The following is a 25,157-nucleotide window of genomic DNA, read 5'->3' on the forward strand; positions in this document are numbered from 1 at the left end:
CGCCAGCGTTCCCACATCAATGCCTTCTGGCTTTCGCTGTAATAGATCCGGCGCCTCTGTTTCATTTGCAACACTCCCGCCGCTCATGCGACGTTCATTGTGTTGCATCGACCGGTTGAATCCGCCGTCGCGTGCCGCCAATCGCTGCCGGGCTGCAGCCGGGGAACGAGCGACACTCGCGGACCTGCAACAAACGACCGCGGTTCTCATGAAGCGGACCTTGCATCTAAACGCGGTAGCTTTCACGATGTGATCGACTCCTCATCACGCTGGCCGCGCCGGGGCAGTACACTACCGGTCTCGGCAAAAGCCAGGTAATCCCATCCACGTCAGACAGTCCATGGACTACTTCGCCGCAGTACGGGCCTTCGTTTGCGCAGCGGAACTGCAGAGCTTCAGCAAGACGGCCAATGCACTGTCAGTCAAGACCTCGACTGTCTCCCGCTACGTAAGCGAACTCGAAAGAGATCTGGGCATCGCCCTATTCAACCGGTCGACGCGTGGCCTCGTCCTGACAGAAGGCGGCCGGCTGTTTCGTGAACACGCCTTGTTAGCGTTGCAAGCACTCGATGACGCGCGCGAAGTGACGTCGTCGTTAAATCGCACGCCACAAGGCGTGCTGCGCGTGACAATGCCACCGGCATTCGGCCGCCTGCACATCGTGCCGCATCTGCCGGCCTTCATGGCGCGCTATCCTGATATCGACCTCGACATCGTCTCTACGGACGAAACGCTCAACATGATCGATGCGGGCATTGATGTGGCGATCCGTACCGGCGTGCTGCCCGATTCGTCATTGATGGCGAGGCGCCTGGCACCGCATCGTCGTATCGTCTGTGGCAGCCCGGCGTATTTCGCGCGTAGCGGCACACCGCGTGTGCCTGGCGATCTGGCCGCGCGCGATGCGCTTCGCGTGTCCCTGGTCCCGGACGACAAATGGTATTTCACGCTGGTCACCGCGGACGCGCGGGCGTCGCAAGAACAGGAACAGGTGCTGGTGGAGTTGCAGGGGCGCTTGCGCGCTGACGACTCCGAAGCCGTGCTCGCGCTCGCCGTGGCCGGTTGTGGCGTGGCGCTCCTGCCGACATGGCTCGCCTCTACGGCCCTGCGCGGAGGACGCTTGCAGCACGTGCTACCGGAATGGGAAGCACGCACCGGACGAGCCGAACCCGCGGTTTGGGCGGTCTACCCACCGAAGAAGATCGTCTCGTCGAAGGTGCGCGCCTTCGTGGATTTCTATGCCGAGGCGTTCGGCGAGCCGCCGTACTGGGACGACGGACTCGCACTGGAGCGTCAGCCTTGATGGGCGAAGCGAATGTCTAGCGTGCGCAGGTAAGTCTGCAAGCCTGCATCCTGGATCGGAATCACATAGGCGTTTTCGTTCGTTTCGTTGAAATGCGCATGCCAGTGTCCCGGCGGCGTGACGAATGCCATTCCCGTTTTCCAATCGACGCGGGTCGGGTTCACGATATTGCCATCCCTGTCCAGTTCCGTTCCGACCAGCGTATAGACACCCGGCTTGCCGCCGGCGATGAAGTCGAGTGCAATCGACTGGTGCCGGTGCGGCTTCTGCACCGAGTTGGGCGGCACAATGCCGAACATTGCCCACAACACATGCGTGACCGTGCGCGTCTGCGGAAAGTTGGTGTTGCCCATTAGTACGCTGATGCGGTTGCGACGACCCGCGTTCGCTTGTTCCGCGACCGCGCGCAGTGCTGCCTGCGCCTCGGCGGCCGGATAGCGTGTCGGCGCAAAGCGCGCATGTACCCCGGTGGTACCAAGATAGGTGAGCAGTGGTGCGTCATTGACGTAATAGAGCGTGGCCGTCGCAGCAGCGGACAGCACCGTGGCATGGCCGCCTGGGAGCGTGAAGAAATCGCCCATCGAAAAGGGGAAGCTCGTTTCGGACTGCTGCACGCTACCCGCTCCGCTAATGACGTAGCAGACCTGCGAGGTCGCATTGGGATCGAGTGTCAACGCGTCGCCCGCATTGATGCGCAGGAAGTTGGCGCTCAAGCCCGGACCGGTCGCGGGACCCGGGCAGCCCAACTCCGCAGACAGGTCAAGCGGCACGACTCGGGTTGCGCCGTCTGCATAAAGCGAAGGCGAGAAGCTGCAGAACGGCACACGCGAGATGAGCTTCGCACCAATCGGATTGGCGGACGAAGTGTATTCGAAGTATTGCGCGTCTTCCGTGGCGACATTCGGTTTGGTGAGAAGCGCGGGGGATGTCCTGGTCAGCATGGTTTTGCTCCTTTTGAGTTTTGAGGGGGCTTCGCGCGGTTCCATTTGTGAGGATCCGCATCCGAAGGCTGACCTGACTTTAGGCGCGGGGCGTTGGCGCCGGAAGTGCCGGACATCGAAATCACCTTTGCGCAAAAGGAACACCGTGCCACGACGGTTTCGAGGCGCGGCGGGTTGTTCGTGCCGGGCCGCTAGGCAGTTCATCGTCGGCCAAGGTTTGGCCAGGAGGCAATGTTCAACGAGGTTGTGTTGACGGGCCGAAATCGTACCGAGGCGGTCCGTCAAGCTTTTAGAAGGGGAAGCATGAGGTTTGCAAGAAGGGACGAGCCTCGCTTCCTCAATGCGTTTAGATAGACGCTTTCGTCGTATCGTGTCCCAGTCTGCCAGCAGCGGTAGAGGATGCGTATCCATTTCAACACCAGCCATTTCTCTTGAGGCCGGTCTGGCGGCGTAAGCACTCATGCTGGCAGGCCGTCCTGTTCATGGATTTAGGGATTTCCCAGGCAGCCACAGGCCTGGGTAAACCAGAGATCCGGGCCCGACGACATTGGTTCGACATGTTGTTAAGTGCCGCGCTAACAGGACCTTTCAAGCCGCCTCTGGTTCCATCGCGAGAATATGCCCGGCACGATCAATTCGATGCTGACGTGACATGGCTTAGCTCCCTAAGCATTGGAAACGTTTCGGGTCTTAACGTTTCCTTCAGATCGGTCTAGTACGATCTTGTGCAACATGGGTTTCACCGTATTCGAGCACATGCTGCGCATCCCGTCGCGTTGGTACGCTGACGGCAGCTCCTCCTGCGGGCGGTTACGCATCGAGGCGCCAATTGAAGCATCGGAAGGTTTGAATAGATCCGGGGCGGACTGAAGTGGCCTTCAATCGTCGCCACCATGATCCATGGCGATCATCGTGCGGGCCGCGATCGTCGTTCACGTTGCGTCTTAAGGTAACTGCAGAAAGCTAGTTACGCGAACCTTTCGCCACACTGCTGCGCGAGGGCGAAAATGAGATCGATGACTGCTGGAATCAGGGTGACAGGGAGACGGTGCGGAGCCGCCGCAATCACGGCGTTCACTTTTTCGGGCGCATATGCCGGCGGGATCGATCATGAAGTCGCGCTGGATCAGAGCGGCATATGGAACCGCAATGTTCAGCTAGCACTTGAATACGCCGTGATAGCCACGACGGCGGGTGGGGCTCTGTGGCTTGGGAACGACAACGAACTGGGCCATACATTCTGGCAAACGGCCGACGCTACGGCGATATCGGCGGTCGCTGCCCAAGGCATGAAGTATGCGTTCGGTCGCCAGCGGCCCAGCGCTGGCCAGGGACCGAACCAATGGTTCAGCGGCGGAAAGAGTTTTCCCAGTGGTGAAGTCACCCTTCAGGCGAGTTTCGTAACGCCGTTCATCGTCAACTATGGTCGGCGTGATCCGTGGGTTTGGGCACTCGAGGTGTTGCCGCTCTATGATTCGATCGCACGCGTGAAAAGCCAGGCGCATTGGCAGACCGACGTCCTCGCCGGTTGGGCGCTGGGCACGGCGGTAGGATACTTGAGCACGACGTGGCAGACACCCCTGTTCGTGCAGATTCTCCCGCACGGTTTTACGGTCGGCTTCGCGAAGCGGTTCTAGATCTGGTTGCGAAACGGACGTGACTGGTGTGCAGGTGGCGGCGCGGCGACGTCCTGACCTCGTTTGAACAACGCTCCGTAAGTTCGACGCGGAGAGTTGCTCGCAACCACCCGTATCCAGCATCGCGAACCGTCATCGCGATGGAATGGCCGTTTGAATCCGCCCTCCAAAACCTGACGATTTCACAACGTTGCGTCGAAGGACCGAAAGGGGTCGACAGTACGCATTCGCTCGCAGCGAGTGCGACATTCGCCAACTCCGATATGCAAATGTCGGAAATGCGACTTGGAGCGGCCTCACAAACCCCGACAGCCGAACGTCGGGTATGGCCGATGAGAAGCGACCGCCATCCCTCAGATTTAATGGCTGCTTCCTGGGTGCAGTGGAAGCCTGAGTGTCCGAGCTGGTTACGGAAGATTGATTGTTGGCCGATCACCACAGGTGCGGCTGCTCGTGTACGGCTATAGCTTTCGGTTGGGAGCTCACGCGCGAGGCACTAACCCGAGTCATTGCTCCAAATGCCAACGCGCCCAACACTGGGGGGACGCTTTTGAAGTAAGTCGAGCGAAGCTCGCCCGCCAATTTGACACCGACTGATTTTGCGTCTGCTTCACTAAGGTCATATCAACCCGACCTCGTCGGTGGCATTCCGCGAAGGCGGGCAATCACTCTTTCTGCAACATTCAGCAGCGACTCCACTCACTTATTAACCATCCTCGCCGGCACACTAATAGCAAGCAAACCGCCCAGCACCATGAACGCCGCCAACATATACATCCCCGAATCGTTCGCCGCGGTAACCTCCTTCAACCAGCCCACAGCATAAGGACTAAGGAAACCGGCAAGGTTGCCAATCGAATTAATCATCGCAATCCCGGCAGCGGCGCCGGTGCCTGCCAGAATCGCCGTAGGCAAACTCCAAAACAACGGCAGTGTAGTGAGGATGCCCATGGTAGCCAGCGTCAACCCAGCCATGGCAAGCAGGGTGTTATGCGCCCAAACGACGGAAAGCACGAGCCCCACAGCACCAAGAAACGCCGGCAACGCAATATGCCATCTCCGTTCCCTCGACCGATCCGCACTCCGCGCCACAAACACCATCGCCACAACAGCCGCCGCAAACGGCACCGCCGATAGCAGCCCAATCAAAAACGCATCGGTAACGCCGGTCGATTTGATAATCGTCGGCAACCAGAAGCTCACCCCATAAAGCCCCATCACAAACGAGAAGTAGGTGAGGCTCAACATCAACACCCGCCCGCTAGTGAGTACCTGCCGAATCGGCATATCGTGCTTGGTCGCTTCCTCAGCCGACACCTGACTCTCAAGCAACTGCTGCTCTTCCCGGGTCAGCCACTTAGCCTTCGAAATCCGATCATCGAGCATCACGAACACGATGATCCCAACCAGCACCGACGGAACCCCCTCGAGCAGAAACAGCCACTGCCACCCGTGCCACCCGTTCACGCCGTTGAAGTTCTTCAGGATGTACCCAGACACCGGCCCACCAATCACCCCCGACAACGCAATCGCCGTCATAAACCAGGTCGTCATCCGTCCACGCCGATGCGCCGGATACCAGTAGGTGAGATACAAAATAATCCCAGGAAAGAACCCCGCCTCAGCAAGTCCAAGCAAAAAGCGCATCACATAAAACATCGTCGGCGTGGTGACTAACATCGTCAGCATGGATATCACGCCCCACGAAATCATGATCCGCGCGATCCAGACACGCGCGCCGACCTTATGCAGGATCACGTTGCTCGGCACTTCGAAGATGAAATAGCCGATGAAGAAAATCCCCGCGCCGAAGCCATACACCGCATCGCTCAAGCCAAGATCGGTGCTCATCCCCAGCTTCGCGAAGCCGACGTTCACGCGGTCCAGATAGGCAACGATGTAGCAGAGCATCAATAGCGGCGCGAGCCGCCAGGTAACCTTGCGATAAGTCGCCTCTTCGAACGTCGAAGGCGGCGCGCCAGCGCCGGGATGGTGGAGCGGATCTGCAGGACTAGCCATGACTATGTCTCCTCTTTTTTATGGAATTGAAGTGCCGCCGCCGAACGATTCTATCCGCGCCAGGTCTTTTGCAGGACGAATCGATATTGGGGGAAAACACTGACTGCGCACGCAGTGCGTGCGCAGCGCTTCACCTACCGCTACACGCAGCGCCCCCCATCCACTTCGAGGCACACGCCGGTAATAAACTCCGCCTCATCCGAAGCCAGATACAGCGCCGCATTCGCAATATCCTGCGGCGTCGAAAACCGCCCGAGAGGAATCCCTGCCAGGAACTTCTGCCGGTTCTGCGGCGTATCCTCGACCCCCATGAACTCGGACAACAGCGCGGTCTCACCGATCACCGGATTCACGCAGTTCACGCGAATCCGCTCCGGCCCCAGCTCAACGGCGAGCGACTTGCTAGCGACGATCACCGCGCCCTTGCTGCCGTTGTACCAGACGAGCCCGGGCCGCGGCCGCACGCCCGCCGTCGACGCGATATTGATGAAGCTGCCGCCGCCTTGCTCGCGAAAATACGGCACGAACTCCTGCACGCTCCAGTAGATGCTCTTCACGTTCACCGCATAGACGCGGTCGAACTCGGCCTCGGTCACTTCGAGTACCGGCTTGTTGCGATGCGTGGTGCCCGCGTTGTTGACGACGATCTGCACGCTGCCGAAGTCTTCCAGCGCGGCCTCGCGCAGCGTGCGCCAGTCGTCGCGTTGCGCGACGTTGCCGGGTACGGCGATCGCCTTGCCGCCCGCAATCGCGATCTCACTCGCGACGCGTTCGGCGGCCGGCCCGTTGAGGTCGTTGACCACGACGTTCGCGCCTTCGCGCGCAAAGGTCTTTGCGATGCCTTCGCCGAAACCCGAACCGCCGCCCGTGACGATGGCCGTTTTACCTGTCAACCGCATGATGTCTCCGTTGTTTGTGATGGATAGAGCGATGCGTCGTTGCGTGTAACGTGCTGCTCGCGCCGATCGCGAGCGAGCCCTACGGCACCCGCTAGCCGTGCCGGATCGCGATCGTCTTCAGCACCGTAAAGCCATACAGCGCCTCGAAGCCTTTCTCGCGGCCATGTCCCGAATGCTTGACGCCGCCGAACGGCAATTCGACGCCGCCGCCCGCGCCATAGTTGTTGATGAACACCTGGCCCGAGCGCACGCGTCGGGCGAGGCGCATCTGGCGCGCGCCATCGCGTGTCCAGATGCCGGCGACGAGCCCGAACTGCGTGCCGTTCGCGAGCGCGAGCGCTTCGGCTTCGTCGCGGAACGACATCGCGGCGAGCACCGGACCGAACACTTCGTCGCGCGCGAGGCGGTGGCTCGCGGGCACGTCGCGCAGCAAGGTCGGGGCCTGATAGAAGCCGCTTTCAGGCGCTTCGGGAATCACCTCGCCGTGCGCGGCCATCGCGATGCCGTCGTGTTGCGCGTCCGACAGAAAGTCCCATACGCGTTGCTGCTGTTTCGCGCTGATCAGCGGTCCGCAGTCGAGGTCGGCATTCGACGGCCCGACGCGCAACGCCTGAAAGGCGCTGCTGAGTCTGTCGAGCAGCGGCTCGTAAATCGCCTGCTCGATCAGCACGCGACTGCCCGCCGAGCAGGTTTGCCCGGCGTTCTGCACGATCGCGGAGATCAGCACCGGCAGCGCGGCGTCGAGATCGGCGTCGGCGAACACGATTTGCGGCGACTTGCCGCCGAGTTCGAGCGTGACCGGCACGTGGTTTTCCGCGGCCATCTGCGTGACGAGCTTGCCGGTTTCGGGCGAGCCCGTGAAGGAGATGTGATCGATGCCCGGATGACGCGCGAGCGCGGCGCCCGCTTCGTGCCCATAGCCGGTCACGATGTTCAGCGCACCGGCCGGCAAGCCGGCCTCGGCGGCGAGCTCTGCGACCCTCAGCACGGAAAGGCACGCGTCCTCGGCCGGTTTGACGACGCAGGCATTGCCGGTCGCGAGCGCCGCGCCGACGCTGCGCCCGAAGATCTGCATCGGGTAATTCCACGGCACGATGTGGCCGGTCACGCCGTGCGGCTCGCGGATCGTCAGCACCGTGTAGCCGGATTGGTAGGGCAGGGTTTCGCCGTGCAGCTTGTCGGCCGCGCCGGCGTAGAACTCGAAGTAGCGGGTCAGGGCGGCGGCGTCGGCGCGCGCCTGCTTGAGCGGTTTGCCGGTGTCGCGCGCTTCGAGCCGTGCAAGGTCTTCCTGGCGCGCTGCCACCAGCAGCGACAGCCGGTACAGCACGCGGCCGCGCTCGGCGGCGCTCAGCGCGCCCCATGTGCCGTCGAACGCTGCGCGCGCGGCGTGCACGGCGGTGTCGATGTCGGCCTCGGTGCCGCGCGCGATGCGCGTGAACGGCTGGCCGTCCGAGGGATCGAGTACGGCGATCGATTCGCCGCCGGAAGCGGCGCACCACTCGCCGCCGATGAAATGTCGTGCTTCTTCCATGCATGCTCCTTGATGACGTGCGGCCGGCGTGCGGCGGCGCGGGTTCGAAGGGGAGACACAAAACGGTAGAGACGCGAAGCGAGACTCGCCAGACGATTATCGCGCCGATCCGAGCGCGGATGCCACCTGCCGATTGGCTATAATGGCGCATTCCGTACGGTCCGGTGCGCGGCCCCGTCGTTCGGGGCGAGAGGGTTTCAGTGCCCGACGTTCGCGGTTCGCACACAGTTCGCACCGCATCCGCAGCTCGCGCGCCGTTCGCCGCCTTCCGATTTCCATCCCCTTCAGAGAGCGCTCATGAGCTTCAATCACGTTCCCGCAGGCAAAGACCTTCCGCACGATTTCAATGTCATCATCGAAATCCCGGCGCAAAGCGACCCGGTGAAGTACGAAGCCGACAAGGACCTGGGCCTGCTCGTCGTCGACCGTTTCATCGGCACCGGCATGCGCTATCCGGCCAACTACGGCTTCATTCCGCAGACGCTGTCGGGCGACGGCGACCCGGTCGACGTGCTGGTGATCACGCCGTTCCCGCTGCTGGCAGGCTCGGTCGTGCGTGCCCGCGCGCTCGGCATGCTGCAGATGACCGATGAGTCCGGTGTCGACGCGAAGCTGATCGCCGTGCCGCACGACAAGATCTGCCCGATGACGGCGAACCTGAAGTCGGTCGACGACGTGCCGGCTTACCTGAAGGACCAGATCAAGCACTTCTTCGAGCAATACAAGGCGCTCGAAAAAGGCAAGTGGGTCAAGGTCGAAGGCTGGGCCGACGTCGATGCTGCCCACAAGGAAATCAGCGAAGGCGTGGCGAACTACAAGAAGTAAGCGCGCCGCGGTTCATCCGCTTGCTGCATGCAGTACGAAAACCGCGCGAGTCCGCAAGGACCGCGCGGTTTTTTCATCTGATTTGCGCGGCATTCGACTACCGTGCAAAGATGCCGCGATCTTCGTCTCGCACGCTTCGTCTCGCGCGCATAACCTGAACGCATCGCTCCGATGAACGGAACGCATTTTTATATTTAGGTGTAAACCCTTATCATTCGCCGCACGACCTCGCGCGCGAATTCCAGGCATCTACGCGCGTTTCCATCACTTCAAGAATCACGGTCCGGATGATGAACCGCAGCAAGTCCCACTCGACATCGCCGCGCTGGTCGACCCGGCTGCATTCGGTCGTCACCGCGATCTATCGCAAGCGGCCGGTCTGGATGGTGTCGTTCGCGGCGAGCGAGGCGAATCTGTCGGAGGGCTTGAGGGCGGCGTGCGCGTCGACGGCGATGCTCGCGCTCGGCAACCTGCTGCACGATCCGGTGTTCGCGTGGGCCGCGATCGGCGCGTTCTGGACCTGCCTCGCCGATGCCGCCGGCTCGAACCGCGCGCGCTTCATGTCGATGATGAGCTTCGCGCTGCTGTCGACGCTGTGCGGCGGCATGACCGCGTTCGCGTCCGCCTCGGGTGCCGCGTGGGCCGCGCTCGCGGTGCTCGCGTTCACGACGCTCGGCGCGTTCGGCCGCATCTGGGGCGCGGCCACGTCGCAGGTGACGATCCTCGCGGCGACCACCTGCGTCGTGATGGTCGATCGGCCGATGCACGACGCGCGCGCGGGTGTCGCGTTTCTCGGCGTCTATCTGGTCGGCTGCCTGTTCGCGATCGTGCTGAGCTTGACGGTGTGGCGCATTCATCCATTCGGCGCGAGCCGCGCGTCGTTGCGCGCGGTGTATCTGCGCCTCGCCGATGTCGCGTTCGATAGCGCGCGGCTTGTCGGCGGACGTGCCGCGCCGCGCGAATGGGCCACGCATGCCGCGCGCTTTCGCGCCGATGCGCGCGCGTCGCTCGAACGTTCGCGCGATGCGCTCGCGAACGTGCCCGCCTCGAAAGCGGGCGGCGCGGCCGTCTACGACACGTTGCTCGGCTTGCTGACCGATGGCGAAGCGTTGTTCGCGTATCTGATCGCGGTGTCGGGCGCGGGCGCGAAAGTGCCCGACGATCCGCGCCGCACGCAACGCGCGGTGCGCTCGCTCAATGCGATCGGCGAAGTGCTCAGCGACATCGGCAGCGCGACCGGCGACGCGCGCTGGGAACGTCTCGCGGACCCGCAGGCGCGTCTGCGGCGTCTCGCGCATCGGCTCGAAAGCGCGTTGCTCGAACCGGTGAAGCTGCAATCCGGTTTCGAGCTCGTCGATTTCGCGCCGCGTGAGGTGCACGTCGAGCCGTGGAGCGCGTGCATCGCGCGTTATACGGAGCGCGCGTGGTCGACGCTGAAGGCCAATCTGTCGTGGCAGTCGGTCGGCTTGCGTCATGCGGCGCGTGTCGGCGTGACGACGACGGCGGGCTTCGTCGTGATTCGCGCGCTCGGTCTGCCGTTCGGCTATTGGGCCACGATGGCCACGCTGCTGATCCTGCAGCCGTCGATCGCCGCGACCTGGCCGCGCAGCATCGAACGCGCGACGGGCAGTATCGTCGGCGGCGTGCTCGCGGCGGCGATCGGCTATGCGATTCATTCGCCGCTCGGCATCTCGCTCGCGGTGTTCCCGCTGGTGATGGCGACGATGGCGCTGCGCCCCGTCAGTTACAGCCTGTTCGTGCTGTTCCTGACGCCGACCTTCGTGCTGGTCGCCGACTTCGCGACGCCGGGCGCCAACGAGCTGGCGTTCGCGCTGACGCGGCTCGGCAACAACGTGCTCGGCTGCGTGCTCGCGCTGCTCGCGACGTTCCTTCTATGGCCGACGCGCGAGAAGCTCGATGTGCGCGTCTATCTCGGCGACGCGGTGCGCGCGAATCTCGCGTATCTGCGCGCGTCGCTCGACGCGCCTCGGCATGGCGGCAAGGAGATCGAGCAATTGCGCCGCGCCGCGGGCCTCACCAGCAACAACGCGGAAGAAGCGATTGGCCGCGTGCGGCTCGAAAAGCTCGAGGACTCGATGGCCGATACGGTCACGCTGACGGTGCTGAGCCTGCTGCGACGGATGGCCGGCACCGCGACGCAGTTGCGCCTCACCGCGAACCGTCGCGACATGCATAGCGAACTCGACGAATGGGTCGAGGCGATTAGCGCGGCGATCGAGGCCGCGCTGAATCGCACGTTACGGCCGGTGCGGCTCGAGTTACCCGCTCGCGAGCAGTTGACGTCGCTGGAAGCAGATGTGGTGGGCGAGCTGGCGCGGGTGCATCGGCTGTTGACGGAGAGGATGCGGGAGGCGAGGGGGTAGCACGACTCAGCCGTCGGAACGCTCGCCGTCTTCCGCGACGTCATTCACCGCTGCCACCGGCAACACCGACTGCAGCGTGAACACCCCGGCCGCCAGCGCCCGTTTATCGGCCGCCGTGAGCCGCTTGACCCAATACTCGGCGCTCGACGCGCTCGACCGGTCCGCCAGCTCGAACGACGCCAGCACCCGCACCGGCTTGCGCGAGCGCGTATAACGCGCGCCCGTGCCGCTCAGATGTTTGTCGAAGCGAGCAGCGACATCGGTCGCGATGCCGGTATAGACGCTGCCGTCCGAGCATTCGAGCAGATAGAGAAACCACGCCATAACCGCGCTTCTAGCCTTTGAACGGATTGTGTTCGCGCAGCTCGTCCACGTAAGCGTGGATGCTGTTTTTTTCGTTATCGAGAAAATGGCCGACCGCATCGGCGAACGCCGGATGCGCGAGCCAATGCGTCGAGCGCGTGACCGTGGGCAGAAAGCCGCGCGCCATCTTGTGCTCGCCCTGCGCGCCGCCTTCGAATGCGCCGAGCTTTTCTTCGATGCAGAATTCGAGCGGCTGATAGTACGCGGTTTCGAAGTGCAGGCACGGCACGTGTTCGAGCGCGCCCCAGTAGCGGCCATACAAGGTGCCGCCGGTTTTCTCGTCGCGCTGATAGACGACGAGCGAGCTCGCGATCGGCTTGCCTTCATATTCGGCGATCACGAGCAGCAGATTCTCCGGCATCGACGCGCCGATCATCCGGAAGAAATCGAGGTTCAGATAAGGACTCGAAAAATGCTCGCGATAGGTTTGCCGATAGCACTTGCTGAAGAAGCGCCAATCGGCATCCGCGATGTCTGCGCCGCGGATCCTTCGCATCGTGATGCCGGCCTCGTGCACCTTGCGCCGTTCGGCGCGGATGTTCTTGCGCTTCTTCTGTTCGAGCGTCGACAGAAAGTCTTCGAAGTCGCGATAGCCATCGTTGAGCCAGTGAAACTGCACGCCTTCGCGCTGCATCATGCCGATATCGGTGAGCGCGTCCGCTTCGCTCTGCGTCGGAAACAGCACATGCAGCGACGACACCTCGGCCTGCTCGGCGAACGCCATCAAGGTGGCCGCGAGATGGCGCAACGCATGCTCGTTCGCCGACAGCAGCCGGTTGCCCTGTACCGGCGTGAAGGGCACCGCGCACAGCAGCTTCGGGTAATAGGGCAGGCCGTTGCGCTTGTACGCGTCGGCCCAGGCCCAGTCGAACACGTACTCGCCGTACGAGTGTCCCTTCAGATAGACGGGCGCCGCCGCCGCGAGCATGCCCGTGCGCGCGTCGGTCAGCGTGACGAATTGCGGCGCCCAACCGGTGTGGGGAACCGCGCATTGCGTCGCGTTGAGCGCGCTCAGAAACTCGTGCCGCAAAAACGGCGTGGGCTGCGGCTGCGCGGCGAGGAGGGCGTTCCACTCGGCGGCGTCCACCTCGGAGGGCGATGCCAGAATGCCCGTGCGATAATCGATACGTTGCTGGTTCAATCTGAGTGACTGTATGCAATGACCGGCGCGGCGCTCTGAAACTGAAGCTGCCACGTCGTTCGTTGAGTTCGTTTATCCGGTTTGTTCAATCCCGTCGAGCCATCGAGCCGCGGTACCGCGAGCCGTGAAGGCTTGCCTGTCGATCCTGCCATGAAGACCCGAATCGCTCTTGCTCAAATCAATGTCACCGTCGGCGACTTCGCCGGCAACGTCGCGAAGATCGTCGCCGCCGCGCGCGCCGCGCACAGCGATGGTGCGAAGCTGCTGGTCGCGCCTGAACTCGCGCTGTCGGGTTATCCACCCGAAGACCTGCTGCTGCGCCCCGCGTTCTACACCGCGAGCGCGGCCGCGTTGGCCGATCTCGCCGCACAGTTGAAGCCGTTCACCGGTCTGCATGTGATCGTCGGCCATCCGCTGCGCGACGGGTCGGACAACCTCGCGCACCGCCCGGCGAACGGCCATGGTAATGCAAACGCGCCGATCGAGCGCGGCGTGCCGCCAGTCGATACGTTTAATGCGGCGTCGCTGATCGTCGACGGCGAAGTGAAGGGCACCTATCGCAAGCAGGATCTGCCGAACACCGAAGTGTTCGACGAAAAACGCTACTTCGCCTCCGACCCGCAGCCGTTCGTGTTCGAACTCGCAGGCGTCAAGTACGGTGTCGTGATCTGCGAGGACGCGTGGCATGCGTCGGCCGCGCAGATGGCAAAGGCCGCGGGAGCGCAGGTGCTGCTGATTCCGAACGGCTCGCCGTACCACCTGAACAAGGAAGCGGTGCGCTTCGACATCCTGCGCGCGCGCATTCGCGAAACCGGTATTCCGATGGTCTACGTGAACATGGTCGGCGGCCAGGACGAGCTCGTGTTCGATGGCGGTTCGTTCGTGCTCGACGCGCGGGGCGAACTCGTCGCGAAGCTCGCGCAGTTCGAGGAAGCCACGGCTGTCGTGGAGTTCGACGCTGGCACGCCGCTGCCGGCCGCGATCGCGCCGGAGCAGTCGATCGAAGCGCAGGTCTACGCGGCGCTCGTGATGGGCGTGCGCGACTACATCGGCAAGAACGGTTTTCCTGGTGCTTTGATCGGCCTGTCGGGCGGTGTCGATTCGGCGCTCGTGCTGGCCGTTGCATGCGATGCGCTCGGCGCCGACAAGGTGCGCGCGGTGATGATGCCGTCGCGCTACACGGCCGATATCTCGACCAGCGACGCCGCCGAGATGGCGCGCCGCGTCGGCGTGCGCTACGACGAGATCGCAATCGCGCCGATGTTCGACGCGTTCCGCGGCTCGCTTGCCGAGGAGTTCGCGGGCCGCGCCGAAGATGCGACCGAAGAGAACATTCAGGCGCGCATTCGCGGCACGCTGCTGATGGCGCTGTCGAACAAGTTCGGCTCGATCGTGCTGACCACCGGCAACAAGAGCGAGATGGCGGTCGGCTATTGCACGCTGTACGGCGACATGGCCGGCGGCTTCGCGGTGATCAAGGACATCGCGAAGACGCTCGTGTACCGGCTGTGCCGCTATCGCAACGCGGCCACCACGTTTGCGACGCGCGACGTGATTCCCGAGCGGATTCTGACGCGCGCGCCGTCCGCTGAGCTGCGCGAGAACCAGACCGACCAGGACAGCCTGCCCGAATACGAAGTACTCGACGCGATCATGCGCATGTATATGGAGGAGGACCGTTCGCTCGCGGAGATCATCGCGGCGGGTTATCAGGTCGACGACGTGAAGCGCGTCACGCGCCTGATCAAGATCAACGAGTACAAGCGCCGTCAGGCGCCGATCGGCATTCGCGTCACGCATCGCGCGTTCGGCCGCGACTGGCGTTATCCGATCACGTCGCGCTACACCGAACCGGTGGAGTGAAAGACGACACCCGTGCGCGGATGCCGCAATGCATCCGGCGCGGCGTAGAATAAAAATCATCCTTTTCCTTTCCACTCTTCCCATCAAGAGACGAGGTTCGCCATGAAGCGCATCACCGCAGTCATCAAACCGTTCAAACTCGACGAAGTGCGCGAGGCCCTCGCGGAAGTCGGCCTCACCGGCCTGACCGTTACCGAAGTCAAGGGGTTCGGCCGCCAGAAAGGGCATACCGAGCTCTATCGTGGTGCGGAATACGTGGTCGACTTTCTGCCGAAAGTGAAGATCGAAGTCGTGGTCGCGGACAGCCAGTGCGATCAGGTCATCGACGCGATCATCGGCGCGGCGCGTACCGGCAAGATCGGCGACGGCAAGATCTTCGTCGCGGACGTCGAGCGCGTCATCCGTATCCGTACCGGCGAAGAGAACGAAGCAGCGGTATAAGCCGACGCAATCACGCACCGGCCCGGTGCGCGCAACGGCAAAAACCGTGCGCCGAATAAAAAACGGTGCAATACCCTTGCGGATATTGCACCGATACGCGCCTCTCGCAGCAGCGTGAAAAAGATTCTCTCGAAGAAATTCGTGTTACACCCCGAGGGATGACCCTCGGGGCGCACCGTTCGATTAGAACGAGTGCTGGATACCTGCGTACACGCCGCTTTGCTGGCGGCCTTGCAGCGGGTTGTCCGTTGCAGCGGCGAAGCCCGCATTGTTCGCGTTCAGACCGAAGTTAGCATTGCGGCTGTTGCGCACCGTCGCTGCCTGCAGGTCGAGCAGCGTGCGCTTCGACAGGTTGTACGAACCGCCGATCGTGTAGATCGTCGCATTGCCCGCGCCGTTGTTGCCGTTCACGTGGTAGACCGCCGCGATCAGCGCTGCAGCCGGCGTTGCCTGCCACGTCACACCGCCCCATTCGTGATCGAGCGTGGTCGGCTGACCGGGCAGAACCCCCGTTGCGCCTGCCGAACGGACTGCCTGGTAAGCAGCCTGAATCTTGAACTGGCCGAGGAACACGTTCAGCAGAGCGGAGTACTCGCGCGATGCAGCGAATACGCCGTTGCTCGTGTTATTTGTATTGATGCCGTTGTTGGCAACCGGGCCACCCCACAATCCACCGGTCGTCGGGTTGCGGATTTCGTCGTACAGACCGCGGATCTGGAACAGCGAGCTGGTGTAGGTGATCTGCGCGCCAGCTTCGCGACCTTGCGGCGTCGAGCCGTTACCGTTCCAGCTCGTCGCGTTCGACAGCGCGTACTGACCGTAGAAGTCAAAGCCTGCGATCTTCGGCGACTGGTACGCGAAGTTGTTGCTCGACTGCGGCCAGTTGCGGCCACGCACCAGCGATGCCGACGACCAGTTCGACTGACCGAACGGGTCGAAGTCCCACACGCCGTTCGAGATGAAGAGCATGCGGCCCATCGTGAACGTACCGTACTGGTTGTTCGAAATACCGACCGTTGCCCAGCGATTGAAGAGACCGCCGCCGCCGGGACCTGCGCCCGTCATCGTGTTGAACGAGCCTTCCAACTGGAACAGGATCTTGTTGCCGGCGCCGATGTCCTCGACACCCTTCATGCCCCACAGGCTGGTGCCCCAGTCGCCGCTTTCCGCCTTGAAGCGGTTCGAGCTGGTGTTGGCCGCGCCGTTGGCGTTAGCGCCGGTCGGGACGCCCGACATGTACTCGAGACCTGCATCCAAACGGCCATACAGCGTGACGCTACTCTGAGCGTGTGCAACAACGCCGGCCGACATCAGCGCAGCGACGAGCAAAGCTTTCTTCATGTTCTCCTCCATACCCTGTCAAAAAAGAAACCCAGTACTGCGAGTGGTGTTCGGACGCGATAAGCACCGAACAGAAAGCGGTACCAGGGAGAGTGGCGGGTGGATAGGGATTCTCCTGTCATGACATGTAGCGTCGAGCTATCTTTGCATCATGCCGATCCCACGCCGACCGGTTCTCCTCTGTGTTTTGAAGTGAAACTACTTTTAATCAACTTTGTTTTGCTACTTTGGTTACCAATTTATCAAAAATAACTTTAACTGGAAGAAGAAATTCGTACCGTCCACAAGGGGTGTCGCCAAATTGCAATACGAATGTGGGCTGGGACCCGAAGGAGTTCCTCGGGAAAAGGCGCAAAGCCTTGTCCGGCAAGGGAATCGCGGCTTGGAAGGGGTCGTATTAAGGATTGCCACTATTGACGAGTCAAAAGTGGCAGGTTAGGGCGAAAACTCGGCCTGAATGGCCCGTTTTTTGGGATTTTCGGCGCTTTTTCGTCGTTCGAATGGCCGGGCGGAAGGACATGGTAGAAACGAAAAAGGCGCTCGTAAGCGCCTTGTAAAACTACATTGACTACATTTTCGATGCCATTCGCATCATAAGTCGCGAGTAATTTTATTACTTGAGACTGCCCGACAGGAATTGCTTCAGACGTTCGCTCTTCGTGTTCCTGAACACTTCGTCGGGATGGCCTTCTTCCTCGACGCGGCCCTGGTGCAGAAACATCACGTGGTTCGACACGTTGCGCGCGAAGCCCATTTCGTGCGTGACGACGATCATCGTGCGGCCCTCCTCGGCGAGCTTCTGCATTACCTTCAGCACTTCGCCGACGAGCTCCGGGTCGAGTGCGGAGGTCGGCTCGTCGAACAGCATCACGTCGGGGTGCATTGCCAGCGCCCGCGCGATCGCGACACGCTGCTGCTGGCCGCCCGACAGATGCGACGGATACTGTTTCTCGAGACGCGGCGCGAGCCCGACCTTCTCCAGATATTCGCGCGCGCGGTCCTCGGCTTCCTTGCGCTTCAGACCGAGCACATGCACCGGCGCCTCGATGATGTTCTCGAGCACGTTCATGTGCGACCACAGGTTGAAGTGCTGGAACACCATCGAAAGCCTGGTGCGCACACGCTGCAACTGCTTCGGGTCCGACACGCGCAACCCGCCGTCCTTGGCGGTCTGCGTGCGCACTTCCTCACCGTCGACGAAAATGCGCCCCGCGTTCGGCTGTTCGAGAAAATTGATGCAGCGGAGCATCGTGCTCTTGCCCGAACCGGACGAACCGATCACGCTGATCACGTCGCCGGCATTGGCTTTCAGCGACACGCCCTTGAGGACTTCGTTGTCGCCGTACTTTTTGTGAAGCTCGTCGACGAAGAGCTTCTGCTTCTTGGAGTTCATCAGGATCCTTAACGAGCTTGCTTGTCCAGGGACGCGCAGTTACTTGCCTTGCGGCCGCAGGTAAGCGAGCCAGCGACGCTCGGCGCGGCGGAACAGCCACACGAGCGCGAAAGAAATACACAGATACAGCAGCGCGGCGATGCCGAACGCATTGAACGACTGGTACGTCGCGGAGTTCACGTCGCGCGCGATCTTCAGGATGTCCGGCACCGTGGCCGTGAACGCGACGGTGGTCGCGTGCAGCATCAGGATCACTTCGTTGCTGTAGTAAGGCAGTGCGCGGCGCAGCGCCGACGGCAGAATTACGCGCCGGTACAGCGTGAACGACGACATGCCGTACGCGCGAGCCGCTTCGATCTCGCCGTAGGGCGTCGCCTTGATCGCGCCCGCGAAGATTTCGGTCGTGTACGCGCAGGTATTCAGCGTGAACGCGAGCAGCGTGCAGTGCATGCCGTCGCGGAAGAACGCGTTGGTCAGCTCGTTGTTGCGGATGATCTCGAGGCTGTAGAGACCCGTGTAGCACAGCAGCAGCTGCACGTAGAGCGGCGTGCCGCGGAAGATATACGTATAGAGCCACACGAGGCCCGCGAGCCATTTCTTCTTCGACACGCGCGCGACCGCGAGCGGCACCGACAGGCAGAAGCCGAGGCCGATCGACACGACCAGCAGCCACAACGTGATTGCGACGCCGGTGAAGCGATAGCCGTCGGTGAACAGATAGTTGCGCCAGTATTGCTGAATGATCTCGATCATAGATCCGCCTTTCGCACGCCGGTCGAGTAACGCTTTTCGAGGTACATCAGCACGAAGTTCGACACGGTGGTGATGACGAGATAGATCGCCCCCGCGAGCAGGGTAAAGAAGAAGAACCGCAAGGTACCCTTGCCGGCGTCCTGCGAGGCCTTGACGACGTCGGCAAGACCGATGATCGACACGAGCGCGGTCGCCTTGACCATCACCTGCCAGTTATTGCCGATGCCCGGAAGCGCGAAGCGCATCATTTGCGGGAACATCACGCGCGAGAACACCTGCCAGCTCGTCATGCCGTAGGCGGCGCCCGCTTCGAGCTGGCCGCGCGGCACCGCGATAAACGCGCCGCGGAACGTCTCGGTGAAGTACGCGCCGTAGATGAAGCCGAGCACCGCGACGCCGGCCACGAACGGGTCGATGTCGATCTGCTCCCAGCCGAGCGCGTCGGTCAGGTTGTTCAGCCAGATCTGGATGCTATAGAACAGCAGCAGCATCAGCACGAGATCGGGCACGCCGCGCACGAGCGTCGTATACACCGTGCCGATGCCGTTCGACAGACGGTTCTTCGACAATTTCGCCGCCGCGCCGAGCAGGCCGAGCACGAACGCGAGCGCGAGCGAGAACACCGCCAGCTTGACGGTTTGCCAGGTGCCGCTGAGAAGCAGCGGGCCGTAGCCTTGAAGGAACATAGGTAGTCCACGACGATGCGCTACGCGCACCGCGAAAGACGCGGTCCGCGTAGCGCCGCGTCGGGGACGAGCGCCTGGCTCGCCGTGATCCGCGGCGCACAGCGTGCCGCTGTGCAAATCATGCTGCAGAAACGTTGGTGCTCCTGCAGCGCGCTTGTGGGACTTTCGTCTCGGATTGTTTTGAATCTACTGCCTGGTGTCGCCACCTTCGTTGCCGCTTTCACTGCCACCGGCACGAGCCGGCTTACCACGCAGTATCCTGCCTGTTTCGCTCAACGGCCAGGATAAATGTCGAAATCGAAGTACTGCTTTTCGAGCCTCTTGAACGTGCCGTCCTGATGAACCTCGGCGAGCGCCTGATTGAACTTCGCCTTCAGTTCGGCATCGCCCTTGCGCAGACCGATCGCGGTGCCTTCGCCGATCGTCTGCGGATCCTTCACTTCCGGACCGGCCCAGGAGAACCCTTTGCCGCGCGGCGTCTTCAGAAAGCCGGCGTCGGCCTGCACTTCGTCCTGCAGCGCGGCGTCGAGGCGCCCCGACGCGAGATCCGCGTACACCTGGTCCTGATTCTGGTACGACACGACGAGCACGCCCTTCGGCTCCCACCAGGCCTTCGCGTACTGTTCCTGCGTCGAACCCTGCTCGACGCCGACGTGCTTGCCTTTCAGCGATTCAGGGGTGGGCAGAAGCGGCGAACCGGTTTTCGCAATCATGCGGGCCGGCGCGTCGAACATCCTGTCGGAGAAGTCGATCTGCTCGCGGCGCTTGTCGGTGACGCTCAGCGAGGAAATGATCGCGTCGAACTTGCGAGCTTTCAGCGCCGGGATTATTCCATCGAGATCCTGCGCGACCCACACGCACTTCACGTTCATCTTCGCGCACAGCGCGCGGGTCAGATCGGCATCGAAACCGACGATGTCGCCATCAGGCGCCTTCGATTCGAATGGCGGATAACTGGCGTCGACCCCGATGCGCACCGTTTTCCATTCTTTCGCCATCGCGCCGGTGGCCATGACTGCCAGAGCCACGCACAGTGCGAACTTCTTCATGTTTCTCCTGAATCAAACTGATCGTCGTAATGACACGACTCGACGAGCACCGGCCGAGGGCCGACGGTCGCTATTCTAGGCGGTCAAAATTGCCGTGCCGCAGGGATTGCCGCCGCGCTCTGGTCGTCCTTGCGCGGGCGGTTCGTCCGACGTGGCGCGCCGGTCCGGCGCGTTCGGTGCTTATCCGGCGTGGCTCGCACGGTTTGGTGCCGAGTCGAAGCCCGTCGCGCACCGGTTGCGGCCCGGCCGCCGAGGCTTGCCGGCGCGGCCTGCACGTCCCGCGGGACGTCCACGCGGCTTGAAAAGCGCGGTATTTTACCCGAAGAGCGGCAAGCTGCCAGCGCAGCGCGGCATCGAGCGGCAAGACGCCGTGCAACGCGTTGTGCGTGCGCGACGCCGGTGCGGTTTTGCGGGCGCCGGGCTGCCGGGCGCCGGGCATCCGGGCGCCGGGCTTTCCGCGCGATGGGCTCGCCGGTCGCGCGATTGCATGCAGCGATGGAACGCTGCGGTGCGGTTGCGCACGATTGTTATGGGGGGGCGCAACCCCTACATTCCCAACATCGCTCCGATTGACTACTTACCGGGAGACTTTCCATGATCGAGATTCGCCGCTCCGCAGAACGCGGTCACGCCAACCACGGCTGGCTCGACTCGTATCACAGCTTCTCGTTTGCCGATTACCGCGACCCCGAGCACGTGCACTTCGGGCCGCTACGCGTGATCAACGAAGACCGCATCGCCGGCGGTCAGGGTTTCGGCGCGCACGGGCATCGCGACATGGAGATCGTCACGTATGTGCTCGAAGGCGCGCTCGCGCATCGCGACAGCATGGGCAATGGCTCGACGATCCGTCCCGGCGACGTGCAGCGCATGAGCGCGGGCACCGGCGTGCAGCATAGCGAGTTCAACGCGTCGCGCGACGAACTCGCGCACTTGCTGCAGATCTGGATCATCCCGCGCCGCGCGGGCGACCAGCCCGGCTACGAGGAAAAGCGCTTCGACGCCGACAGCAAGCGCGGCCGCCTGCGCGTGATCGCGTCGCCCGACGGCCGTGACGGCTCGGTGACGATCCATGCGGACGCGTCGATCTACGCGGGACTGTTCGACGGCGCCGAACACGCGACGTTCGCGCTGCCGGCGGGGCGCCTCGGCTATCTGCACGTCGCGCGCGGCACGCTGAGCGTGAACGGCGCGGTGCTCGAGGCGGGCGATGCCGCGAAGCTCAGCGACGTCGACACGGTGACGCTGGAAAAGGGCGACGACGCGGAAGTGCTGCTGTTCGATCTGGGTCAGTTGAACGGCTGATTCAAGCGGTTGATTCGCGCGGGCCGCCGATCGAGCAGCGAGCAGCGCCAAACAGCAACGCCACGGAAAACCTCTTCCGTGGCGTTTTTCTATTAGCGAGGCGCCCTCCCTGGTCCGCCTCGCGAATGCGCCGCTTATTGATTGGCGGCCGGCGCCGACGCGGCGCCCTTGTGATGCTCCCAGCGCTCGCGCATCTTCTCGTGACGTTGCTCCATCCGCGCGAAGCGCTGCTTCAGCGCCGTGCTGACGGTGGTCTTCTGCTGGTCGTTCAGGCCGTTATAGAACTTCAGCCACGCGTCGGTGGTTTGCTGACGCAGTTGCGCGTCCTTCTGCTCGATCTGCTGATGCGTCGCGGCCATCGCGTTCAGATCGAGGATCGGCTGTTGCTGTGCGGCCTTGAACTGGTCTTGAACCTGCTTGTGGTTGGCGCGCATCGCTTCGCGGTTCTGCTTCATCGTATCGAGCGCGTTTTGCCACAGCTTTTCCTGATCCGCGTTCAGCTTCAGCTGGTCGTGGAGTCGGGTCAGTTCCTTCATGAAGTGGCCATGCCAGCCGCCGGGCCCGCCGTGCGCCTGCTCGGCGGGTTGGGCGGCGTAAGCGGCGCCCGCGCCGATGGCGAGAGCGGTGGCAGCAACGGCGAGAACGCGCGACATCTTTTTGGTGGACATATGAGGCTCCTTGTAATGGAATAGCCGACGAAGCAACCGGTCTTTGGACTGCCTGCACTCGGTAAGGCACAGCGTAGAGAACCGGGTGCGCCGCTGTGTTACGCGCCCGGACGCCGCTATTACCAGCAATTACGTGTGGCTTTCACCGTAACACCCGGTAACCCTTCAGACCGTTTGGAAAACGAAATCCCTTTTAGCTGCGCGTTAAACTTCATTCCATGGCTACTCAAATCCTGGTCGTCGACGACGACGTCGAACTGCGCGATCTGTTGCGCGACTATCTCGCCCGTCAGGGCATCGAAGTTTCGGTGCTGCACGACGCGGGCTCGCTCGAACGGCGCCTCGAGCGCGAGCGCCCCGACCTCATCGTGCTGGACCTGATGATGCCCGGCGTGGACGGCCTCACCGCGCTGCGCAAGCTGCGTGCGTCGGGCGACGATATCCCCGTCATCATGCTGACCGCGCGTGCGGACGACGTCGATCGTATCGTCGGGCTCGAACTCGGCGCGGACGATTACCTCGGCAAACCGTTCAATCCGCGCGAACTGCTCGCGCGCGTGCAGGCGGTGCTGCGGCGTCGCCGCACGCTGCCGTCGGCGGCCGCGCCCGAGCAGCGCGAGCCGTTCAGCTTCGGTCGCTTCACGCTGGATTTCCAGTCGCGCACGCTGCATCTCGAAGACAAGCCGCTCGCGCTGTCGGGCAGCGAGTTCGCGCTGCTGAAGATTTTCGTCAATCACCCCATGCGCACGCTCACGCGCGAGCGCCTGCTGGAACTGCTGCACGGTCCCGAGTACGACGGCACCGACCGCGGCATCGACGTGCAGGTGTGGCGCCTGCGTCGCATTCTCGAAACCGATCCATCCACGCCGCGCTTCATCCAGACCGTGCGCGGCCGCGGTTACGTGTTCGTGCCGGACGGCGAGCAGCATGCGTCGGCCCATTGATTCGCTGTTCGGGCGGCTCGCGCTGCTCGTCGTCGCGGTGCTGTTGCTGTCGCATTTCGCGTGGTATGCGCTGATGCGACTCGAACGTTCGCAACTGCAAACGCGCTACGCGGTCGAGGAAGCGACCTTCCTCGTCGACGCGGTGCGTCAGCACGTCGCCCGCACACCGGATCAACCGCTGCCGTCGCGTGTGAAGCTGGTCGACCCGGCGAGCCCGGACGTGCCGGCGGCCAGCGTGAACATGCCGCCGCCGCTCGCGCGTTTCGTCGAGGACGTGCGTGACCGCATGCCGGCCGACACCCAGGTGCGCGTCGGTCCGCCCGGCGCTCCGCCCATGCTATGGGTGCGCGCCGTGACCGATCAGAACTGGATCGTCGTGCCGGTGCAGCCGCTGCGCATGCCGCGCTCGCTCGACCGCACGGTCTTGTGGCTCGTCATCATTTTCTCGTTTGCGGTGATGGCGGCGCTGTTCGCCGCGTGGGCGCTACAGCGGCCGCTGCGCTTGCTCGCGCAGGCGGTGGCGCGCTTCGGTCGCGGGCTGCCGGTGCCGCCGGTGCCCGAGCGCGGGCCGCGCGAGTTGCGGCAACTCACCCATGGCTTCAATCAGATGGTGCAGGAAGTCGCGCGCACCGAGAACGATCGCGCGGTGATGCTTGCCGGTGTCGCGCATGACCTGAAGACGCCGCTCGCGCGTCTGCGGCTGCGCGCTGAAATGATGGACGACGCGAAGACGCGCGACGGCGTCGTGCGCGACGTCGATTCGATGACGCATATCGTCGAGCAGTTCCTGCTGTTCGCGCACGACGGCGCGGACCGCAGCGAACCCGTGGAAGTGGATGCGCAGTGCGAGCGTGTCGTGCGCAGCTATCGGGCGGTGGCCACCAGCGCGCCGACCGTGCACACGGAACTGAACGCCGGGCCGTCATTTCTGCTGCCGGCGGCCACGCTCGACCGGATTCTGTCGAATCTGATCGACAACGCGCATGCGTATGGCGCGCCGCCGGTGGTCATCGCGACCGCGCGCACGCCGCAGAGCTTTACGCTATCAATCAGCGACAACGGCACGGGCATCGCCGCCCAGGACCTGATCAACGCGAGCCGGCCGTTCGTGCGGCTCGATCCGGCCCGAGGCGGCAACGGCCATAGCGGGCTGGGCCTTGCGATCGTCGAGCGGCTCGTGCGGCGCGCGGGCGGTGAATGGGAAATCGGCAATCATGGCGGCCGCGGTTTGCGGGTGTTGATGAGTTTTCCGTTCGACGTGCTGCCGCGGGTCGCAACCGCATCGGAAAACGCTTGGTAGAAGCAGGGGTGTTGGAGTCGCGATGCGCGCGCGAGGCGTCGGCATCGCGAGCGGCGAGAGCTCAGTCCGAAAACAGCGTATTCAACGCGTTCGCCGTTTCGCTATCGACGGTATTCCACGTCACCGATTCCGCCTCGAAAATATAGTGCGTCGTATATTTGCCGAGGCGCGCGAGTATTTCCTCCTGAATCAGTTCCGGCGCGACCTCCAGTTTCAGATACCGTAAATGTGCTGCAGCACATTTACGGTATTACCGGCCGAAAGTTGTTATGTGCAGTGTTGAATCCCGCTCGCGATAGCAAAGGTTTCCCGTCGTCGGAACTCTACATAAAAGTTTGGGCAGGATGTGGAGGCCCGCATTCCAAAAAACG

The 25,157-nt window shown here is 62.9% G+C and carries 21 protein-coding genes; 9 read left to right on the plus strand and 12 right to left on the minus strand.

Annotated elements, in window-relative coordinates; genetic code table 11:
* The first annotated feature begins 340 nt into the window (after nucleotides 1-340).
* Nucleotides 341-1,303 (plus strand): LysR family transcriptional regulator, encoded by a 963-nt coding sequence (locus F6X39_RS34175; protein ID WP_090803531.1) that lies wholly within the window; start codon nucleotides 341-343, stop codon nucleotides 1,301-1,303.
* Here the strand turns inward: F6X39_RS34175 and F6X39_RS34180 are convergent.
* Nucleotides 1,294-2,244: a cupin domain-containing protein gene (locus tag F6X39_RS34180; RefSeq protein WP_187619878.1), complete on the minus strand. Its 951-nt coding sequence runs from the start codon at nucleotides 2,242-2,244 to the stop codon at nucleotides 1,294-1,296. The two genes, F6X39_RS34175 and F6X39_RS34180, sit on opposite strands and share 10 nt — an antisense overlap.
* A gap of 1,016 nt (nucleotides 2,245-3,260) precedes the next feature.
* Here F6X39_RS34180 and F6X39_RS34185 point away from each other — a divergent pair.
* The gene (locus F6X39_RS34185) at nucleotides 3,261-3,881 is read left to right on the plus strand and encodes a phosphatase PAP2 family protein (protein WP_222945404.1); all 621 of its coding nucleotides are present in this window, start codon (nucleotides 3,261-3,263) and stop codon (nucleotides 3,879-3,881) included.
* 699 nt (nucleotides 3,882-4,580) lie between these two features.
* Here F6X39_RS34185 and F6X39_RS34190 read toward each other — a convergent pair.
* The 3 genes from F6X39_RS34190 to F6X39_RS34200 form a co-directional block, all read right to left on the minus strand.
* On the minus strand, nucleotides 4,581-5,900 hold the full coding sequence (locus tag F6X39_RS34190; protein ID WP_187619868.1) for an MFS transporter: 1,320 nt from the start codon (nucleotides 5,898-5,900) through the stop codon (nucleotides 4,581-4,583).
* Nucleotides 5,901-6,040: 140 nt separating this feature from the next.
* Nucleotides 6,041-6,799: an SDR family oxidoreductase gene (locus F6X39_RS34195; RefSeq protein ID WP_090803537.1), complete on the minus strand. Its 759-nt coding sequence runs from the start codon at nucleotides 6,797-6,799 to the stop codon at nucleotides 6,041-6,043.
* 91 nt (nucleotides 6,800-6,890) lie between these two features.
* Nucleotides 6,891-8,330: an aldehyde dehydrogenase family protein gene (locus tag F6X39_RS34200; protein ID WP_184045688.1), complete on the minus strand. Its 1,440-nt coding sequence runs from the start codon at nucleotides 8,328-8,330 to the stop codon at nucleotides 6,891-6,893.
* Nucleotides 8,331-8,627: 297 nt separating this feature from the next.
* Here F6X39_RS34200 and ppa point away from each other — a divergent pair, with 297 nt between their 5' ends.
* The gene (gene ppa, locus F6X39_RS34205; protein WP_129958864.1) at nucleotides 8,628-9,155 is read left to right on the plus strand and encodes an inorganic diphosphatase; all 528 of its coding nucleotides are present in this window, start codon (nucleotides 8,628-8,630) and stop codon (nucleotides 9,153-9,155) included.
* A 287-nt stretch (nucleotides 9,156-9,442) separates the two neighbouring features.
* Nucleotides 9,443-11,539, plus strand: a complete 2,097-nt coding sequence (locus tag F6X39_RS34210) for an FUSC family protein (protein ID WP_187619869.1) — start codon at nucleotides 9,443-9,445, stop codon at nucleotides 11,537-11,539.
* A 6-nt stretch (nucleotides 11,540-11,545) separates the two neighbouring features.
* On the opposite strand, the gene F6X39_RS34215 is transcribed toward F6X39_RS34210, so the two are convergent.
* Complete coding sequence (locus F6X39_RS34215) at nucleotides 11,546-11,863, minus strand: GIY-YIG nuclease family protein (protein WP_090803545.1); 318 nt, start codon at nucleotides 11,861-11,863, stop codon at nucleotides 11,546-11,548.
* Nucleotides 11,864-11,873: 10 nt separating this feature from the next.
* The gene (locus F6X39_RS34220; RefSeq protein WP_187619870.1) at nucleotides 11,874-13,043 is read right to left on the minus strand and encodes a GNAT family N-acetyltransferase; all 1,170 of its coding nucleotides are present in this window, start codon (nucleotides 13,041-13,043) and stop codon (nucleotides 11,874-11,876) included.
* Between the two features lie 150 nt (nucleotides 13,044-13,193).
* On the opposite strand from F6X39_RS34220, the gene F6X39_RS34225 reads away from it, so the two are divergent.
* Together F6X39_RS34225 and glnK are read left to right on the plus strand one after the other, a co-directional pair.
* Nucleotides 13,194-14,906, plus strand: coding sequence for an NAD+ synthase (locus tag F6X39_RS34225; RefSeq protein ID WP_187619871.1), 1,713 nt, complete (start codon nucleotides 13,194-13,196; stop codon nucleotides 14,904-14,906).
* A 102-nt stretch (nucleotides 14,907-15,008) separates the two neighbouring features.
* Nucleotides 15,009-15,347, plus strand: a complete 339-nt coding sequence (gene glnK, locus F6X39_RS34230; protein WP_013088783.1) for a P-II family nitrogen regulator — start codon at nucleotides 15,009-15,011, stop codon at nucleotides 15,345-15,347.
* A gap of 183 nt (nucleotides 15,348-15,530) precedes the next feature.
* On the opposite strand, the gene F6X39_RS34235 is transcribed toward glnK, so the two are convergent.
* From F6X39_RS34235 to F6X39_RS34255, 5 genes are all read right to left on the minus strand, one after another.
* Nucleotides 15,531-16,688 carry a porin gene (locus F6X39_RS34235; protein WP_187619872.1) on the minus strand — a complete coding sequence of 386 codons (1,158 nt, stop codon included), beginning with the start codon at nucleotides 16,686-16,688 and terminating at the stop codon, nucleotides 15,531-15,533.
* A gap of 613 nt (nucleotides 16,689-17,301) precedes the next feature.
* Nucleotides 17,302-18,081 carry an ABC transporter ATP-binding protein gene (locus tag F6X39_RS34240; protein ID WP_187619873.1) on the minus strand — a complete coding sequence of 260 codons (780 nt, stop codon included), beginning with the start codon at nucleotides 18,079-18,081 and terminating at the stop codon, nucleotides 17,302-17,304.
* Between the two features lie 39 nt (nucleotides 18,082-18,120).
* Nucleotides 18,121-18,834: an ABC transporter permease gene (locus F6X39_RS34245; protein WP_018419774.1), complete on the minus strand. Its 714-nt coding sequence runs from the start codon at nucleotides 18,832-18,834 to the stop codon at nucleotides 18,121-18,123.
* Nucleotides 18,831-19,520 carry an ABC transporter permease gene (locus F6X39_RS34250; protein WP_184007926.1) on the minus strand — a complete coding sequence of 230 codons (690 nt, stop codon included), beginning with the start codon at nucleotides 19,518-19,520 and terminating at the stop codon, nucleotides 18,831-18,833. The genes F6X39_RS34245 and F6X39_RS34250 overlap by 4 nt, the downstream gene beginning before the upstream one ends.
* Nucleotides 19,521-19,792: 272 nt before the next feature.
* The gene (locus tag F6X39_RS34255) at nucleotides 19,793-20,569 is read right to left on the minus strand and encodes an ABC transporter substrate-binding protein (protein ID WP_187619874.1); all 777 of its coding nucleotides are present in this window, start codon (nucleotides 20,567-20,569) and stop codon (nucleotides 19,793-19,795) included.
* 594 nt (nucleotides 20,570-21,163) lie between these two features.
* Here F6X39_RS34255 and F6X39_RS34260 point away from each other — a divergent pair.
* Nucleotides 21,164-21,874, plus strand: a complete 711-nt coding sequence (locus F6X39_RS34260; protein ID WP_187619875.1) for a pirin family protein — start codon at nucleotides 21,164-21,166, stop codon at nucleotides 21,872-21,874.
* 134 nt (nucleotides 21,875-22,008) lie between these two features.
* Here the strand turns inward: F6X39_RS34260 and F6X39_RS34265 are convergent, their stop codons facing one another.
* The gene (locus tag F6X39_RS34265; protein ID WP_187619876.1) at nucleotides 22,009-22,542 is read right to left on the minus strand and encodes a periplasmic heavy metal sensor; all 534 of its coding nucleotides are present in this window, start codon (nucleotides 22,540-22,542) and stop codon (nucleotides 22,009-22,011) included.
* A 218-nt stretch (nucleotides 22,543-22,760) separates the two neighbouring features.
* Between F6X39_RS34265 and F6X39_RS34270 the strand changes: the two genes are divergently transcribed.
* Together F6X39_RS34270 and F6X39_RS34275 are read left to right on the plus strand one after the other, a co-directional pair.
* Nucleotides 22,761-23,486: a response regulator gene (locus F6X39_RS34270; protein WP_090803560.1), complete on the plus strand. Its 726-nt coding sequence runs from the start codon at nucleotides 22,761-22,763 to the stop codon at nucleotides 23,484-23,486.
* Nucleotides 23,470-24,786, plus strand: coding sequence for an ATP-binding protein (locus F6X39_RS34275; protein ID WP_187619877.1), 1,317 nt, complete (start codon nucleotides 23,470-23,472; stop codon nucleotides 24,784-24,786). The genes F6X39_RS34270 and F6X39_RS34275 overlap by 17 nt, the downstream gene beginning before the upstream one ends.
* Nucleotides 24,787-25,157 lie beyond the last annotated feature (371 nt).

It is taken from the genome of Paraburkholderia sp. UCT2 (genome assembly GCF_014397665.1).
Classification (GTDB): Bacteria; Pseudomonadota; Gammaproteobacteria; order Burkholderiales; family Burkholderiaceae; genus Paraburkholderia; species Paraburkholderia tuberum.

Coding starts and splice junctions, on each gene's coding strand:
- F6X39_RS34175 (WP_090803531.1), top strand. CDS start 341: ATGGACTACTTCGCCGCAGTACGGGCCTTCGTTTGCGCAGCGGAACTG.
- F6X39_RS34180 (WP_187619878.1), bottom strand. CDS start 2,244: ATGCTGACCAGGACATCCCCCGCGCTTCTCACCAAACCGAATGTCGCC.
- F6X39_RS34185 (WP_222945404.1), top strand. CDS start 3,261: ATGACTGCTGGAATCAGGGTGACAGGGAGACGGTGCGGAGCCGCCGCA.
- F6X39_RS34190 (WP_187619868.1), bottom strand. CDS start 5,900: ATGGCTAGTCCTGCAGATCCGCTCCACCATCCCGGCGCTGGCGCGCCG.
- F6X39_RS34195 (WP_090803537.1), bottom strand. CDS start 6,799: ATGCGGTTGACAGGTAAAACGGCCATCGTCACGGGCGGCGGTTCGGGT.
- F6X39_RS34200 (WP_184045688.1), bottom strand. CDS start 8,330: ATGGAAGAAGCACGACATTTCATCGGCGGCGAGTGGTGCGCCGCTTCC.
- ppa (WP_129958864.1), top strand. CDS start 8,628: ATGAGCTTCAATCACGTTCCCGCAGGCAAAGACCTTCCGCACGATTTC.
- F6X39_RS34210 (WP_187619869.1), top strand. CDS start 9,443: ATGATGAACCGCAGCAAGTCCCACTCGACATCGCCGCGCTGGTCGACC.
- F6X39_RS34215 (WP_090803545.1), bottom strand. CDS start 11,863: ATGGCGTGGTTTCTCTATCTGCTCGAATGCTCGGACGGCAGCGTCTAT.
- F6X39_RS34225 (WP_187619871.1), top strand. CDS start 13,194: ATGAAGACCCGAATCGCTCTTGCTCAAATCAATGTCACCGTCGGCGAC.
- glnK (WP_013088783.1), top strand. CDS start 15,009: ATGAAGCGCATCACCGCAGTCATCAAACCGTTCAAACTCGACGAAGTG.
- F6X39_RS34235 (WP_187619872.1), bottom strand. CDS start 16,688: ATGAAGAAAGCTTTGCTCGTCGCTGCGCTGATGTCGGCCGGCGTTGTT.
- F6X39_RS34240 (WP_187619873.1), bottom strand. CDS start 18,081: ATGAACTCCAAGAAGCAGAAGCTCTTCGTCGACGAGCTTCACAAAAAG.
- F6X39_RS34245 (WP_018419774.1), bottom strand. CDS start 18,834: ATGATCGAGATCATTCAGCAATACTGGCGCAACTATCTGTTCACCGAC.
- F6X39_RS34250 (WP_184007926.1), bottom strand. CDS start 19,520: ATGTTCCTTCAAGGCTACGGCCCGCTGCTTCTCAGCGGCACCTGGCAA.
- F6X39_RS34255 (WP_187619874.1), bottom strand. CDS start 20,569: ATGAAGAAGTTCGCACTGTGCGTGGCTCTGGCAGTCATGGCCACCGGC.
- F6X39_RS34260 (WP_187619875.1), top strand. CDS start 21,164: ATGATCGAGATTCGCCGCTCCGCAGAACGCGGTCACGCCAACCACGGC.
- F6X39_RS34265 (WP_187619876.1), bottom strand. CDS start 22,542: ATGTCCACCAAAAAGATGTCGCGCGTTCTCGCCGTTGCTGCCACCGCT.
- F6X39_RS34270 (WP_090803560.1), top strand. CDS start 22,761: ATGGCTACTCAAATCCTGGTCGTCGACGACGACGTCGAACTGCGCGAT.
- F6X39_RS34275 (WP_187619877.1), top strand. CDS start 23,470: ATGCGTCGGCCCATTGATTCGCTGTTCGGGCGGCTCGCGCTGCTCGTC.